The 15,120-nt window shown below is 72.0% G+C and carries 13 protein-coding genes; 8 read left to right on the top strand and 5 right to left on the bottom strand.

The annotated features are described in order from the left end of the window. Nucleotides 1–141 precede the first annotated feature (141 nt). On the bottom strand, nt 142–1,401 hold the full coding sequence (locus tag ABZZ74_RS25365; RefSeq protein ID WP_356768592.1) for a deoxyguanosinetriphosphate triphosphohydrolase: 1,260 nt from the start codon (nt 1,399–1,401) through the stop codon (nt 142–144). A 65-nt stretch (nt 1,402–1,466) separates the two neighbouring features. Continuing rightward, nucleotides 1,467–2,282 carry a sirohydrochlorin chelatase gene (locus tag ABZZ74_RS25360; RefSeq protein ID WP_356768590.1) on the bottom strand — a complete coding sequence of 272 codons (816 nt, stop codon included), beginning with the start codon at nt 2,280–2,282 and terminating at the stop codon, nt 1,467–1,469. A 214-nt stretch (nt 2,283–2,496) separates the two neighbouring features. Between ABZZ74_RS25360 and ABZZ74_RS25355 the strand changes: the two genes are divergently transcribed. Then, on the top strand, nt 2,497–3,183 hold the full coding sequence (locus ABZZ74_RS25355; protein WP_356768588.1) for an ElyC/SanA/YdcF family protein: 687 nt from the start codon (nt 2,497–2,499) through the stop codon (nt 3,181–3,183). A gap of 102 nt (nt 3,184–3,285) precedes the next feature. Next, on the top strand, nt 3,286–5,637 hold the full coding sequence (locus ABZZ74_RS25350; protein WP_356768586.1) for a molybdopterin-dependent oxidoreductase: 2,352 nt from the start codon (nt 3,286–3,288) through the stop codon (nt 5,635–5,637). Here the strand turns inward: ABZZ74_RS25350 and ABZZ74_RS25345 are convergent. Next, nucleotides 5,627–6,046, bottom strand: coding sequence for a gamma-glutamylcyclotransferase family protein (locus ABZZ74_RS25345; RefSeq protein ID WP_356768584.1), 420 nt, complete (start codon nt 6,044–6,046; stop codon nt 5,627–5,629). The two genes, ABZZ74_RS25350 and ABZZ74_RS25345, sit on opposite strands and share 11 nt — an antisense overlap. Before the next feature lie 130 nt (nt 6,047–6,176). Between ABZZ74_RS25345 and ABZZ74_RS25340 the strand changes: the two genes are divergently transcribed. From ABZZ74_RS25340 to ABZZ74_RS25330, 3 genes are all read left to right on the top strand, one after another. Continuing rightward, nucleotides 6,177–7,829 (top strand): M4 family metallopeptidase, encoded by a 1,653-nt coding sequence (locus ABZZ74_RS25340; RefSeq protein WP_356768582.1) that lies wholly within the window; start codon nt 6,177–6,179, stop codon nt 7,827–7,829. A gap of 433 nt (nt 7,830–8,262) precedes the next feature. Beyond that, entirely contained in the window at nt 8,263–8,787 is a 525-nt protein-coding gene (locus ABZZ74_RS25335; protein WP_356768580.1) for a hypothetical protein, read from the top strand. Nucleotides 8,788–8,892: 105 nt separating this feature from the next. Beyond that, a complete protein-coding gene (locus ABZZ74_RS25330; RefSeq protein ID WP_356768578.1) occupies nt 8,893–9,516 on the top strand; it encodes a class F sortase in 624 nt (207 codons plus the stop codon). Here ABZZ74_RS25330 and cpt read toward each other — a convergent pair. After that, nucleotides 9,494–10,057 (bottom strand): chloramphenicol phosphotransferase CPT, encoded by a 564-nt coding sequence (cpt, locus tag ABZZ74_RS25325; RefSeq protein ID WP_356768576.1) that lies wholly within the window; start codon nt 10,055–10,057, stop codon nt 9,494–9,496. The genes ABZZ74_RS25330 and cpt overlap by 23 nt on opposite strands. Before the next feature lie 214 nt (nt 10,058–10,271). Between cpt and ABZZ74_RS25320 the strand changes: the two genes are divergently transcribed. Genes ABZZ74_RS25320 through nirD form a run of 3 tightly spaced genes read left to right on the top strand, consistent with a single transcriptional unit; the run spans nt 10,272 to nt 14,418 of the window. Next, nucleotides 10,272–11,483, top strand: coding sequence for an FAD-dependent oxidoreductase (locus tag ABZZ74_RS25320; protein ID WP_356768574.1), 1,212 nt, complete (start codon nt 10,272–10,274; stop codon nt 11,481–11,483). After that, nucleotides 11,483–14,071, top strand: a complete 2,589-nt coding sequence (gene nirB / locus ABZZ74_RS25315) for a nitrite reductase large subunit NirB (protein WP_356768572.1) — start codon at nt 11,483–11,485, stop codon at nt 14,069–14,071. The genes ABZZ74_RS25320 and nirB overlap by 1 nt, the downstream gene beginning before the upstream one ends. Then, nucleotides 14,068–14,418, top strand: coding sequence for a nitrite reductase small subunit NirD (nirD, locus tag ABZZ74_RS25310; protein ID WP_356768570.1), 351 nt, complete (start codon nt 14,068–14,070; stop codon nt 14,416–14,418). The genes nirB and nirD overlap by 4 nt, the downstream gene beginning before the upstream one ends. An 87-nt stretch (nt 14,419–14,505) precedes the next feature. Here the strand turns inward: nirD and ABZZ74_RS25305 are convergent, their stop codons facing one another. After that, nucleotides 14,506–15,090 carry a CGNR zinc finger domain-containing protein gene (locus tag ABZZ74_RS25305; protein WP_356768568.1) on the bottom strand — a complete coding sequence of 195 codons (585 nt, stop codon included), beginning with the start codon at nt 15,088–15,090 and terminating at the stop codon, nt 14,506–14,508. Between the last annotated feature and the right edge of the window lie 30 nt (nt 15,091–15,120).

Here is a 15,120-nt window from a genome sequence, read left to right as displayed (position 1 = left end):
TCCGAGGGGTGTCCCCCCGGAGAACACGGCGGGTGCCGCCACATGCGAGCGTCCCGCACGGAGTGTGATGGGGGAAGAGGGAGTGGCCCGATCAGGCCACGGAGGGTCACGTTCGGGCGCAATCGGGTCACTCGTGTCGCGTCAGTCTCTCGCCTTCCCCGTCAGACGAGCGTGAAGCGACCGGGCGGACGCGTCCGTGAGCGAGGCGATGTGGTCCACGATCACCCGCTTGCGCGTCCGGTCGTCCCCGGCCTGGTCGAACAGCGCGCGGAACTGCGGGTCGAGGCCGTCGGGTGCACGCACGGTGAGCGCCTGCGCCAGTTCGGCCACCACGATCCGCTGGTCGGCCCGCAGCCGCTCCTGCTCGGCGCGCTGCATGACGTACCGGTCGGCGACGGCCTTGAGCACCGCGCACTCCAGCCGCGTCTCGTGCGGTACGACCAGCTCGGCGCCGTACCGGGTGAGGCGGCCCGTGCCGTACGCGGCGCGCGTGGCCGACTCGGCGGCCAGGCAGAAGCGGCCGATGAGCTGGCTGGTGGCGTCCTTGAGGCGGGCCTGCGCGACCGCCGAGCCGTCGTAGCCGTGCGGCCACCAGTCCTGGTCCTGGAGGCGGTCCAGGGCGGCGGACAGCTCCGCCGGGTCGGTGCCGGCGGGGACGTACCGGCCGACGGCGACCTCGAAGACCGCCTGGCGTTCCGGTTCCGCGTGCAGGCAGCCCGGGTCGATGTGGCCGGCGTGCAGGCCGTCCTCGACGTCGTGCACCGAGTACGCCACGTCGTCCGACCAGTCCATCACCTGGGCCTCGAAGGTGGTGCGGGTGGCGGGGGCGTCCTTGCGGATCCAGTCGAAGACGGGTCTGTCGTCCTCGTACACGCCGAACTTGGGGGAGGCCGGGTCGGTCGGGTGGGCGCCTCTGGGCCAGGGGTACTTGGTGGCGGCGTCGAGGGTGGCGCGGGTGAGGTTGAGGCCGACGGAGCCCTCCGGGGTGAACCGCTTGGGTTCGATGCGGGTGAGGAGCCGGAGGGACTGGGCGTTGCCCTCGAAGCCGCCGCAGTCCTCGGCGAACTCGTTCAGCGCGTGTTCGCCGTTGTGACCGAAGGGAGGGTGGCCGAGGTCGTGGGAGAGGCAGGCGGCTTCCACGAGGTCGGGGTCGCAGCCGAGGGCCGCGCCCAGCTCGCGGCCGACCTGGGCGCACTCCAGGGAGTGGGTGAGGCGGGTGCGGGGGCTGGCGTCCCAGACCTGGCTGCTGGTTCCTGGGGTGACGACCTGGGTTTTACCGGCGAGCCTTCTGAGGGCGGCTGAATGGAGTACGCGGGCGCGGTCGCGTTGGAAGGCGGTGCGGCCGGGGCGTTTGTCGGGTTCTGGGGCCCAACGCTCGGTTGAGGACAGGTCGTACGGCATGTCTCGACAGTACGGGCATGGACTGACAATGCGCGTACGCGGATCGACACGCCCCCCGCGCTCCTTCAGGCAGCTGTCCTCGCCGGCGTGGCGAGTGCTTGGTCGTAACGGTGGAGGATCAGTTCTGCCATTGCCGGGTGGGTGCCCAAGGGGGCCGAGGCGATCCACGGGGCCGCTTCCGCGCACTCCGTGGCGAAGCGGCCCGGGGCTGTGAAGTAGGACGCCACGGCCACTCGGTGTCGGCCACTCGCCGTCAGGGACCGGATCGCGTCCGGGATCGTCGGGGCCGCGGTCGTGGAGTAGGCCGGGACCACGGGTACGCCCAGGCGTTCGGCGAGCAGCTGGGCCGTGCGGTTGGTGTCGACCTTGGACTCGAGGTCTCGGGAGCCCGCCGCGGCGAGGACGACCGCGCTGGTGCGGCGCGTCTCCTCCTTCATGCGAGTGCGCCAGCCCGCCTCGACCAGGCGGGCGTACAGGGCGTCCACGAGGAGGGGGTGGGGGCCCAGCGCGTCGGCCACCCGTGCGCGTACCTCGGAGGAGGCCGCCATCTCGGGGATGTCCCGCTTGACGTGGTAGCCGCGGCTGAGCAGCAGGGGCACGAGGGCGGCCTCCGCCGTGCCGAGGCCGGCCAGGGTGTCGGGAAGCAGCGGGGCGTTCAGTTCGATGTGGCCCAGGTGCACGGGCAGACCGGGGCGTTGGTCGCGGACCCGGTCCAGGAGCGCGCGGACCGTGCTCAGGGCGCGCGGGTTGCGGCTGCCGTGGGCCACGACGACGAGCGCGGGCGGGCCGGGACGCCGCCTGCCGTCGAGAGAGACGAGGCTGAGCTGGCTGGCGAGCCGCCTGCTGATCTGGCTCATGAGGTCCGCCGTACTGTCCGTCATGGGCCGATCCTCGCGGTGGCACGTTGCCGTCCCGTTGCGCTGGAATCACGGGGTTTTTCCGTCGCTTCACCGTGGGGTGCAGGGGAGCTGTGAGGCGAGGTGACCTGCGGTTTCCTCGGCCGGAGTGAACCTGGTCACGTATCATCCGCCGAACCGGACGGCCCGACAGGACGTCTCTGACTGTCGAAAACAGGCCGAAGAGGGGGACCGTCCGATGCGCCGACCCAAGCTGCGCAGACCGCGTCTGCCCCGCACGCGCGGGGGACAGCGGCGGCTCGTGCAGGCTGTGATGGCGGTGTGCGTGCTCGCCCTGCTGCCGGCCACCTGGATGTACGTCACGACGGGCGACCGGCTGCGGACGACCGCGGACGTGCCGCGCACCCAGGTCGCCGTCGTCTTCGGCGCGGGCCTGTGGGACGGGGAGCCCTCCCCCTATCTCGCCCACCGTCTCGACGCGGCGGCCGAGTTGTACCGGGAGGGCCGTGTCGAGGTCGTCCTCGTCACCGGTGACAACAGCCGCAAGGACTATGACGAGCCCGACGCCATGCGCACCTATCTGACCAAGCACGGTGTCCCCGCCTCGCGGATCGTCAGCGACTACGCCGGTTTCGACACCTGGGACTCCTGCGTCCGCGCGAAGAAGGTCTTCGGTGTCGACCGGGCGGTGCTGATCAGCCAGGGCTTCCACATCCGGCGCGCGGTCGCGCTGTGCCGGGCGGCGGGGGTGACGTCGTACGGCGTCGGGGTCCAGGACAAGCACGACGTTACCTGGTACTACGGCGGCACCCGGGAGATCTTCGCGGCCGGCAAGGCGGCGCTGGACGCGGTGTTCCATCCCGACCCCCAGTTCCTCGGGCACAAGGAGACGGGGGTCGCGAAGGCGCTGGCGAGCGCCCGGTGACCGGGGGCTCACGCCGGTCGGCCCGGCGCGGGGAGGTCACCGTCCCGCCCGTGTAACAAGGGGCCTCGCCGCACGTAACACGGCCGAAGCACGCTGGCCGGTATGCAGAACTCCGTGACACCCACCCATTGCCCCTACTGCGCCCTGCAGTGCGGGATGAACCTGACGCCCACACCGGACGGCACGGTCGAGGTGGGCGAGCGCACGGACTTCCCGGTGAACCGGGGCGCGCTGTGCGGCAAGGGCCGTACCGCGCCGGCCGTGCTGGCGGCGAACGTCCGCCTGACCTCCCCGTTGGTGCGCTCCGAGGGCACGCTGGTGCCCGCCACCTGGGACGAGGCACTGGACCGGATCGCCGAGGGACTGCGCCGCACGCGTACGGAGCACGGGCCGGACGCGGTCGGGGTGTTCGGCGGGGGCGGGCTGACCAACGAAAAGGCGTACACGCTCGGCAAGTTCGCGCGGGTCGTGCTCGGCACCTCGCAGATCGACTACAACGGGCGCTTCTGCATGTCCTCGGCCGCGGCGGCCGGGACCAAGGCGTTCGGTCTGGACCGGGGGCTGCCCTTTCCGCTGGAGGACATCCCGAAGACCGGTTGCGTGATCCTGGTCGGGTCGAACCTCGCCGAGACCATGCCGCCGTCGCTGCGGTTCTTCACCGAACTGAAGGAGAACGGCGGCACGTTGATCGTCGTCGACCCGCGGCGGACCAGGACGGCCGAGCAGGCCGATCTGCATCTGGCGCCGCGGCCCGGCACCGATCTCGCCCTGGCGCTGGGGCTGTTGCACCTCGTCGTCGCCGAGGGGCGGGTGGACGAGGAGTACGTCGAGCGGCGGACCGTCGGCTGGGAGGACGCGCGGGCCGCGGCGATGGCGCACTGGCCGGAGTACGTGGAGCGGATCACGGGCGTGCCCGTGCCTCAACTCCGGGAAGCCGTGCGGATGTTCTGCGAGCCGGAGGCCGCGATGGTGCTCACCGCGCGCGGGCCCGAGCAGCAGTCCAAGGGCACGGACACGGTGGGCGCGTGGATCAACCTGTGCCTGGCGACCGGGCGGGCGGGGCGGCCGCTCAGCGGTTACGGCTGTCTGACCGGGCAGGGCAACGGGCAGGGCGGACGTGAACACGGCCAGAAGGCGGACCAGTTGCCCGGGTACCGCAAGCTGGACGACCCGGCGGCGCGGCGGCATGTGGCCGAGGTGTGGGGCGTGGACCCGGACTCCCTTCCGGGGCCGGGGCGCAGCGCCTACGAGTTGCTGGACGCGCTCGGCACGGATGTCCGGGCGTTGCTGTTGATGGGGTCGAACCCGGTGGTGTCGGCGCCGCGGGCGGGGCATGTGGAGGAGCGGCTGAGGTCGCTGGACCTGTTGGTGGTATGTGACATAGTACTGTCCGAAACCGCAGCTCAGGCCGATGTCGTCCTCCCCGTGACGCAGTGGGCCGAGGAGACCGGCACGACCACCAGCCTGGAGGGCCGGGTGCTGCTGCGCCGACGCGCGATCACCCCTCCCGACGGCATCCGCAGCGACCTCGAGGTGCTGCACGAACTGGCCCACCGGCTCGGCGTGGAGAAGGGGTTTCCGACCGATCCCGAAGAGGTCTTCGAGGAGTTGCGGCGGGCGAGCGCGGGCGGACTCGCGGACTACTCCGGCATCACCTACCGCCGACTCGCCGAGGAGAACGGGGTGTTCTGGCCCTGCCCGGCGGACGGGGAGGTGCGGGACGCGCCGGTGGCGGACGGGGAGCTGCAGGACGCGCCGCTCAGCGGCGGGGAGCCGCAGGACGTGCCGCTCAGCGACGGGGAGCCGCAGGACGCGCCGTTCACGGACGGGGAGCCACAAGGCACGCCGCCCAGGGACGGGGAGCCACAAGGCACGCCGCTCACAGGCGCGGAGCCACAGAACGCGCCGCTCAGGGGCGGGGAGTCGCAGGGCGCGAAGCCGGTGACGGACGGAGCGCCGCAGGACGCGCCGGTGGCGGACGGGGCCGTCCATCCCGGCACGCCCCGCCTCTTTCTGGACCGTTTCGCCACGCCGGACGGGCGGGCGAGGTTCGTGGCCGTCTCGCACCGGGCGTCCGCGGAGGAGCCGGACGCCGAGTACCCGGTCCTGCTGACGACCGGGCGGGTGGTCGCCCAGTACCAGTCCGGCGCCCAGACCCGACGCGTCGAGGAGCTGAACGCGGCGGCGCCGGGCCCCTTCGTGGAGCTGCACCCGCGGCTGGCGGCGCGGCTCGGGGCGGCGGAGGGCGATCCGGTGGCCGTGGTCTCACGGCGCGGGCGGGCGGTGGCGCCGGCCCGTATCACCACCGCCATCCGGCCCGACACCGTCTTCATGCCCTTCCACTGGCCGGGCGAGGGCCGCGCCAACACGCTCACCAACCCGGCGCTGGACCCCACTTCGCGGATGCCCGAGTTCAAGACGTGCGCGGTGCGGCTGGAGGCCGTCAGGTCCTGACCCGCCAGTCGCCGCTCTCGATGAGCTCGCCCCGGGCGCGGAGGCGGGCGGCCACGGCGGGGGCGGCGAGGTACACCCAGGCCCGCACGGACCTTCCGTCGGTCTCGCGGGTCACCTCGCGCTCGAGCCGCTCGTAGAGGCTGGCGGGATCGCCCGGCGCGTACTCCTCCAGCCGGTCGAGGGCGACGAGCAGCTCCTCGTACCGCTCCGGCAGCGCGGTCACCAGTTCCCCGTACACCGTGCCGCCGGGTTCCTCCACGGCGTACGGATAGCCGGGGCCGTCGTACAGCACCGAGCCGTTCAGCCGTGCCGGGGCCTCGTGCCGGGTGCGGCCGCGCAGGAAGAGGTCGTGGTTGACCTCGCCGGGGCGGAGGGTGCCGTAGACGAAGAAGGGGAGGTGGAGGCTCACAAAAACGATTCTCTCTCCACACACACCTCCTCGTTCGCACTCTTTACCTCTGGCTGTCATGGCCCCTTAAATCTTGGTCAACGCCCGCGCTTCCCCCCACGCATTCGCATGCGCCTCCCCGAGGAGACCGATGAGCCGGATACGGCCGCACGTCCGAGGTTCCCGTCGTCTCGCCGCCGCCGGCGTGGCCGCCACCGCCGCCACTCTGCTGGCGTCCGCACTCTCCCCCGCCGCCGTCGCGGCCGACCGGCCGAGCAGGGCCGGCGCCATCGAGAACGCGGCGTCCGCCCTGCTGGCGCACGCCGCGAGTCTCGGTCTGACCTCCGCCGAGGGCACGTCGGTGCGGGACGTGATCGTCGACAAGGACGGTGCGCAGCACGTCCGTTACGACCGGACGTACCGTCAGCTCCCGGTGCTGGGCGGCGACTTCGTTGTCCACCTGGCGCCCGACGGCGCGTACCGGGGCGCGAACCGGGCGACGAGGAAGCAGATATCCCTGGCCTCGATCACCCCCTCCATATCGGCCCCGAAGGCCGCCGACATCGCGGCGAACGCGCTGCGCGCCGTGAACCTGGGCGAGACGCTGAAGAAGCTGACGGCGAGCCCGCAGTTGGTGGTCGACGCCCTGCACGGCGCGCCGAAGCTGGCGTGGCGCACGAACGTCACGGCCAAGGACACCCTCGGCAACCCGGTCGCCCGCACCGTGATCACGGACGCCGTCTCCGGGCGGCAGATCGACGCCTGGGACGACATCGAGACGGCGACCGGGGACGGCAAGTCCCTTTACAGCGGCACGGTTCCGCTGGAGACGACGGTCTCGGGGTCGACGTACCAGCTGAAGGATCCGACGCGTGGGAACACGTACACCGGTGACGCGGCGAACAAGACCGACCTGTGCTTCCTGACCAGCATCTGCGTCAGCCGGGCCCCCTCGACGGTGTTCACGGACGCCGACAACCACTGGGGCACGGGGGCGACGGCCGACCGGGCCTCCGCCGCCGTCGACGCGCAGTACGGCACGGACGTCACCTGGGACTTCTACAAGAACACCTTCGGCCGCAACGGCATCGAGGGCGACGGGAAGGGGTCGTACAACCGGGTGCACTACGGCAACGCGTACAACAACGCGTTCTGGGACGACAGTTGCTTCTGCATGACGTACGGCGACGGTGACGGTACGACCTTCGGGCCGCTGGTGTCGCTGGACGTGGCCGGACACGAGATGACCCACGGCGTCACGTCGAAGACGGCTGCGCTGACGTACTCGGGCGAGTCCGGCGGGCTGAACGAGGCGACGTCCGACATCCTGGGCACCCTCGTCGAGTGGTACGCCGACAACCCGTCCGATCCCGGGGATTACCTGATCGGTGAGAAGGTCGTCCGGTCCGGGTTCGGCCGTGCGGCCCTGCGCTACATGGACAAGCCGTCGCGGGACGGCGCCTCCGCCGACTACTGGAGTTCCTCGGTCGGGAACCTCGACGTCCACTACTCCTCGGGCGTCGCGAACCACTTCGCCTACCTGCTGGCCGAGGGCAGCGGCCCGAAGACCATCAACGGCGTCAGCTACAACTCCCCCACGTACAACGGCTCTCCGGTCACCGGCATCGGCCGCGCCAAGCTGGGCGCGATCTGGTACCGGGCCCTGACGGTCTACATGACGTCGTCGACGAACTACGCGGGCGCCCGGACGGCCACCCTGAACGCGGCGAAGGACCTGTACGGAGCGGGCAGCACGGAGTACGACGCGGTGGCGGCGGCGTGGAGCGCCGTCAATGTGAACTGACGCGGTCACCAGCAAGGGGACGCCGGCCTGGCCGGATGCTCGTGACGGCGAACACCGGATCGACAGGCGGCACCAGCGCCCCGGTCGCCACGGCCTCCAGACGGGCCGGAGCGTCCCCTTGCCGCAAACCGGTCACGTACGCGAGCACCTCCGTCGGCATGAGCATCGGCAGTCGCACCCGCAAGATGCGCATGCCAGGGAATTCCGCGGGCGGGTCACCCGTTCACACGCTCCGTCTGCGCCCTTCGGGTTCTCTTCTCCCGCGGCCTGCCGTAAGCCTGTGACCTGCTCAAACGCGAGTGGGTCGAGTGTGGCCGGGTGACGGCCGACACCCGTTCGCGCCATTTCTGACGCTCCCTCAGGAAGCGCCCCCGGCGTCGTGGCTCTTTCCTCGGAAGGGCAGGGGACATCGAAGACGCCCGGAGGAGCATCGATGCGACGTACCGCCCGTCTGCTGACCGGTACCGCCCTCGCCGTCGTCGCCGCGGGGTTCGTCGCGGCGCCCGCGTACGGCGACGACGGCGGCGGCAGTCTGGAGGTGTACCCGTCGTCCGTCGTGCCGGGCGCGGAGGTCAGTGTGAACACCTCGGCCTGCGGGAGCGAGGGCACGGCGGCCGGGGACGCCAGCGCGGTGGGCGCCGGCGCCTTCACGCTGGCGCCGAGCGCCCACGAGGGCGAGGCGATCGGGCAGTTCCGGGTGCCTGAGAGCGCGCAGCAGGGGACGTACGAGATCGTCGCGGAGTGCGCCGAGGGCGGACGGCAGGTCTCGGGCGACCTGGTGGTGACGCTGAACGCGCCGCGCGGCCAGGTGCAGCCCCACGGAAGTGTGAAGACGGGGGTCGGCGGCGTGATGGGCCCCGACCCCGTGCAGACCGCGGCCGGCGTGGCGGCCCTCGCCGTCGCCGCCGCGGGCGGTACCTGGCTCCTGCATCGCCGGGCGAGAGGCGACGGGATCTGACGGACACCCTCCGCTGTCCGTCCGCCGGTACCGCATGTCCCTCCCCCTCCGGGTCCGACGCCCCTCGCGGCCCGGAGGGGGACCGGGTCCCTCCAGGAGGCTCGAATGCGCAGGTTGGGCAACACCGCGATAGCAGCCGTGACGGTGGCCGCGTTCTGCTCCGGGGCGTGGCTGCTGAGCGGCGGCGCCGGGACGCACGCCCCCCCGCAGCCCACGGCGGCCGAGGCGCACTCGGGCCACGGCGGCGCACGGTCGGCGCCCGCGCTGCCGCCCTCCCCGCCTGACCGCATCCGCATCCCCTCGATCCGCGTGAACGCCCCCTTGACGGGCCTCGGCCTCACCCGCTCCGGCAGCCTCGACGTCCCGCCGGCCGCGCGGAAGAACCTCGCCGGCTGGTACGAGGCCGGCACCACCCCCGGGGAGACCGGTACGGCGATCGTCGCCGGGCATGTGGACAACTCCGACGGACCCGCCGTCTTCTACGACCTCGGCGCCCTGCGGAAGGGCGCCTCGGTGGAGGTCGACCGGCGCGACGGCAGTGTCGCCGTGTTCACCGTCGACGCGATCGCCGTCTACAAGGCGACCGCCTTCCCCGACGAGAAGGTGTACGGCGCCGCCGACCGGCCCGAGTTGCGGATCATCACCTGCGGCGGAGGGTATTCGCGGTCGACCGGTTACCAGGGGAACGTGGTCGTGTTCGCGCACCTCACGGGCAGCCGGAGCCGGTGACGGTGGCCGGCGTGACCGCTTGAGCGATGGTTCGGGCGCACACCAGTGACTCCGTGTGGGTGGTGTCCACCTCCACGTCGTAGTGGACGTCCCGATGGACCAGGTCCGCCTGCTGCTCCGCCATCCCGGGGGGCCGGTCGCCGCGCGCGATCTCGCGGCCCGCGGCGACGGCGGGGGCGCAGCGGACTCCGGCCCAGAGGACGTCCAGGCCGGTCAGCGCCTTGCGCCAGCGGCTCTGGGAGTCCGCGCCGCCGAGGAAGACGTCGTCGACGATGACGTGGGCGCCCGCGCGTGCCGTGGCCCCGACGCCCTCCATCCAGGCCTGTTCGAGTCTGGAGAACTCCGGCCCGACGCTGACCGTGCCGTCCGGGGCGAACTCGATCCCGGCGAGCGACGCCCGCAGGGACGCGGGCAGCGAGTCGACGAACGTGTCGATCGCGAAGGCCAGCCACGGCTCGGGCAGGACCGCCTGCAGACACCGCACGATGCCGGACTTGCCGCTGCTGGAGCCGCCGTTGAGCACGATCACCTGAGTCGCCACCCGGTCACCGTAGCGTCGGGGCGGCGTGAGCTCCTGCTGTTTTCCAGGGGCACGGGATCGCCAGCACAGATGCCACCCCGGCCGGCCTCACACCACGCCCCCGGCGCGTACGCGGAACCCTCACACCCCGGCCGCGCCCCGGAAGAGGGCAGCGTTCCTCACGGGAAACAGACGTGATGCGGTCGGGTAACACCGGCATCGCACGCTCCTGGACATGACCTCGAATACGCGTGTGGTGGTGATCGGCGCCGGCCTCGCGGGCGTCCGTCTCGCCCGGCGGCTCGGTGAGCTCGGCACGCCCGTGACCCTGGTCGGCGAGGAGGAGCACCGCCCGTACAACCGGGTGCTGCTCGCCGAGGTGCTGGCCGGGCGGTACGGCCCCGACGTCATCGCGCTGCCCACGCCCGCGGAGCTGGTCCGCGGCCGGGTCACGGGCATCGACCGCGAGGTGCGAGCCGTACACCTCGCGGACGGCTCGAAGATCGCATACGACACGCTGGTCCTGGCCACCGGCTCCAACCCGGTGCTGCCGCCGCTGCGCGGCCTGTTCACCGAGAACCACGAACTGCCCGTCGGCGTCCACGCGTTCCGCACGATGGACGACTGCCTGGGCCTGTCCGAGGCGGTACGGCCGGGCGTGCGCGCGGTCGTCATCGGCGGCGGGCTGCTCGGGGTGTCCGCGGCCCGGGCGCTCGCCCGGCGCGGCGCACAGGTCGTGCTCGCCCAGCAGGCCGAGCGTCTGATGGAGCATCAGCTCGACCCGACCGCCTCGAAGCTGGTCCGGCGGCACCTGCAGGACCTCGGCGTGGAGATCCACACCGAGTGCCGGGTGCGGGACGTGCGCTGCGTCGGCGGGGTGGTCCGCTCGGTCGAGATGGCCGACGGGTACGCCCTCGACGCCGACCTCGTGGTCGTCGCGTGCGGGGTGCACCCGCGCGTCGGTCTGGCCCAGGACGCGGGCCTCGCCGTGCACAGGGGCGTCCTCGTCGATGACGAACTGCGCACCTCCGACCCGCACATCCGGGCGATCGGCGACTGCGTCCAGCACGCGGGCACGGTGTACGGGCTGGCCGCCCCCGCGCTCGAACAGGCCGAGGTCCTGGCCGAGTCGCTGGCGGGTGACGCGAACGCCCGCTACACCGGCACCCGTTCGCTCACCCGGCTCACCCTGGCCGGTGAGGACTTCTTCGACCTCGCCGCGTTCGGCGAGACGGAGCCGCGTCCCGGGGACGACGTCGTCCAACTCGCGGACGCCACCCGCGGCACCTACCGCAAGGTCGTCGTCCGCGACGACCGCCTGGTCGGCGGGGTCCTCGTCGGCGAACTCGGCACCGTCGGCGCGCTCGCCCGTGCCTGGGAGGGAGCGGAGCCGCTCCCCGACGACGGCCCCCTGCTCCACCTGCTCACCAACGATGGAGGCTCCTGATGACCAACGGCACCCCCACGATCGTGCTCGTCGGCCATGGCATGGTCGGCCAGCGCTTCCTCGAAGCGCTCGCCGGGCGCGGCCTGACCGCCACGCACCGCGTGGTCGTGCTGTGCGAGGAGCCGCGTCCCGCGTACGACCGCGTCGCCCTCACCTCGTACTTCTCGGGCCGGACGCCCGAGGAACTGTCCATGACGGACATGGAGTTCATCGACACGCACGGCATCGAGCTGTACGTCGGCGACCCCGCCGAGACCATCGACCGCGAGGCGCGGAAGGTCACCGCGCGCTCCGGGCAGGTCTTCGAGTACGACACCCTCGTCCTCGCCACCGGCTCCTACCCGTTCGTGCCGCCGGTCCCGAACAAGGACGCCGAGGGCTGCTTCGTCTACCGGACGATCGAGGACCTGCTCGCGATCGAGGAGTACGCGAAGTCGAGGGCGACGGTCGGCGCGGTGGTCGGCGGCGGTCTGCTCGGACTGGAGGCGGCGGGCGCGCTCAAGGGCCTCGGACTGACCTCCCACATCGTGGAGTTCGCGCCCCGGCTGATGCCCGTCCAGGTCGACGAGGGCGGCGGCGCGGCCCTGCTGCGGACCATCGAGGAGATGGGCCTGAGCGTCCACACGGGCGTCGGCACGCAGGAGATCGTGGTCGGCGAGGACGGCGCGGTCACCGGCATGAAGCTGTCCGACGGCTCCGAACTCGCCACCGACATGGTGGTGTTCAGCGCCGGCGTCCGGCCGCGCGACCAACTGGCCCGCGACTGCGGCCTGACCGTCGGCGAGCGCGGCGGCATCGCGGTCGATGACCACTGCCGTACCGTCTCCGACCCGCATGTCTTCGCGATCGGCGAGTGCGCGCTGGCCTCCGACGGCCGGGTGTACGGCCTGGTCGCCCCCGGTTACGAGCAGGCGGAGACCGCGGCCGCGACCATCGCCGAGGACGAGGCGTCCTTCACCGGCGCCGACCTCTCGACGAAGCTGAAGCTCCTCGGCGTCGACGTCGCCTCCTTCGGCGACGCGCACGGCACCACGGACGACTGCCTGGACGTCGTGTACTCCGACTCCCGCGCCGGCCTGTACAAGAAGCTGGTCATCGGCCGGGACGGCACCCTGCTCGGCGGCATCCTGGTCGGCGACGCGGAGGCGTACGGCACGCTGAAGGCGTTCACCGGTTCCGTGCCGCCGGTCAAGCCGGAGTCGCTGGTGCTGCCCGCCGGCGCCGGCGAGTCTGTGCAGCTCGGCCCGACGGCGCTGCCGGACGACGCGATCATCTGCTCCTGCAACAACGTCACCAAGGGCACGATCCGCGGCGCGGTCACCGACCACCGGTGCACCACGGTGCCCGAGGTGAAGAAGTGCACCAAGGCCGGTACGACGTGCGGCAGTTGCGTCAAGGTGCTCGGCCAGCTGGTCGACGCCGAGCTGGAGGCGTCCGGCGTCGAGGTCGACAAGGGCCTGTGCGGCTGCTTCGCCCAGACCCGCGAGGAGCTGTACGAGATCGTCCTCGCCCTGCGCATCAACAGCTACCAGGACCTGCTGGACCGCTACGGCCGCGACGGCGCCCGGGGCGGCGACGGCTGCGAGATCTGCAAGCCGGCCGTCGGCTCGATCATCGCCTCCCTCGCCCCGACGATCGGCGCGAGCGGCTATGTCCTGGACGGCGAGCAGGCGGCCCTGCAGGACTCCAACGACCACTTCCTTGCCAACCTGCAGAAGAACGGCTCGTACTCGGTCGTGCCGCGCATCCCCGGCGGTGAGATCACCCCCGAGGGCCTCATCGTGATCGGTGAGATCGCCCGCGACTTCGGCCTCTACACGAAGATCACCGGCGGCCAGCGGATCGACATGTTCGGCGCCCGCGTCGAGCAACTGCCGCTGATCTGGGCCCGGTTGGTGGACGCCGGCTTCGAGTCCGGGCACGCGTACGGCAAGGCGCTGCGGACGGTGAAGTCCTGCGTGGGGCAGACCTGGTGCCGGTACGGCGTCCAGGACTCGGTCCGCATGGCGATCGAACTGGAGCTGCGCTACCGGGGCCTGCGCTCCCCGCACAAGCTGAAGTCGGCGGTCTCCGGGTGCGCCCGCGAGTGCGCCGAGGCCCAGTCGAAGGACTTCGGCGTCATCGCCACCGCCAACGGCTGGAACCTGTACGTCGCCGGCAACGGCGGCGCCACCCCGCGCCACGCGGACCTGCTCGCGCAGGACCTCTCGGACGCCGAACTGGTGCGTCTGATCGACCGGTTCCTGATGTTCTACATCCGCACGGCCGACCGTCTGGAGCGCACCTCGACCTGGCTGGAGCGGATCCCCGGCGGCCTGGACCACGTCCGCGAGGTGGTGGTGGAGGACTCCCTCGGCATCTGTGAGGAGCTGGAGTCCCTGATGGCCGCCCATGTCGCCCACTACCGCGACGAGTGGGCCGAGACCATCAACGACCCCGAGAAGCTCGCCCGGTTCGTGTCCTTCGTCAACGCCCCCGACACCCCCGACCCGGTCGTCGGCTTCGTCCCGGAGCGCGACCAGATCAAGCCCGACCTGCCGCTGCTCACCATCGGCCACCGTCCCTTGGAAGGAAGCGCCCAGCGATGACCCTGGCACCCGAGACGACCGACCTCAAGGTCCAACTCCAGCTCGAGGACGACTGGTTCACGGTCTGCGACCTCACCCGGCTGGTCCCCGGACGCGGCGTCGCCGCGCTCTTGCCGGACGGCCGCCAGGCCGCCCTCTTCCGGGACCGCAACGGCAATCTGTACGCCATCGACAACCGCGACCCCTTCTGCGGCGCGGCCGTCCTCTCCCGCGGCCTGACCGGCACCCACCAGGGCCGCCCCTTCGTCGCCTCCCCCCTGCTCAAGCAGCGGTTCGACCTGGAGTCGGGCCAGTGCCTGGACGACGAGACGGTACGGGTGGCGACGTACGAGGTCCGCGCCTACTGACAGCGCCCCAGTTGCACACCACAGCGCCTCGCCCCGTCACCCGGGGCGGGGCGCTTTTCGTCATCCGCACCGGCCTCAATTCGGAGGTCACTCCGACGCCGCGGCTCTGCGCCGATGGGCCGCGACGCGTTCGCGGGTGGCGCAGCGGCGCGAGCAGTAGCGGCGTTCGGGGCCGGCGCCCTGGGTGATGAAGACCTGACGGCAGTTGTGAGCGGCGCAGAGGCGGCCGGGCGGCCGCTGGGTGTCCCAGACGAGCACGGTCAGCGCCAGGGCGGAGGAGGCCAGCAACCACTCTCCCCACGGGCCGTCGTCGTCGCGGTCGAGGTGGGGGTGCCAGGGGGTGGCGCCACCGTGGGAGGTCAGGCGGAGGGGGCCGGCGTGCTCGCGGAGGAGGCGGTTGAGGAGCGCGGCGGCGGTGTCGAGGTCGTCGGCGGTGAAGACCTCGCGCAGCAGGACGGCGGCCGCGCGCATCCCGGCGAGGTCGTCCGGGGTGAGATCGAGGGGATCCTGCTCGCCGTACTCACGCAGGACGGCGACGACCTCCTCCGGGTCCGGGCGCTCGCGGGTGAGGGCGCTGACCAGGGCAGCGGCGCGTCGGGCCGTCGTCAGTACGGAGTGTCGGTCGGACAGATCGCCGGTGGGAGGTGGAGCCACGGAGCGAATGTAACGCATATTGACTAGTTTTAGGGTTACTCACGTAAC

The organism is Streptomyces sp. NPDC006476 (assembly GCF_040612015.1).
GTDB classification, from domain to species: domain Bacteria; phylum Actinomycetota; class Actinomycetes; order Streptomycetales; family Streptomycetaceae; genus Streptomyces; species Streptomyces griseorubiginosus_B.
Note: the sequence above shows the minus strand (reverse complement) of the source record. Positions and strands in the feature narration are given on the sequence as shown.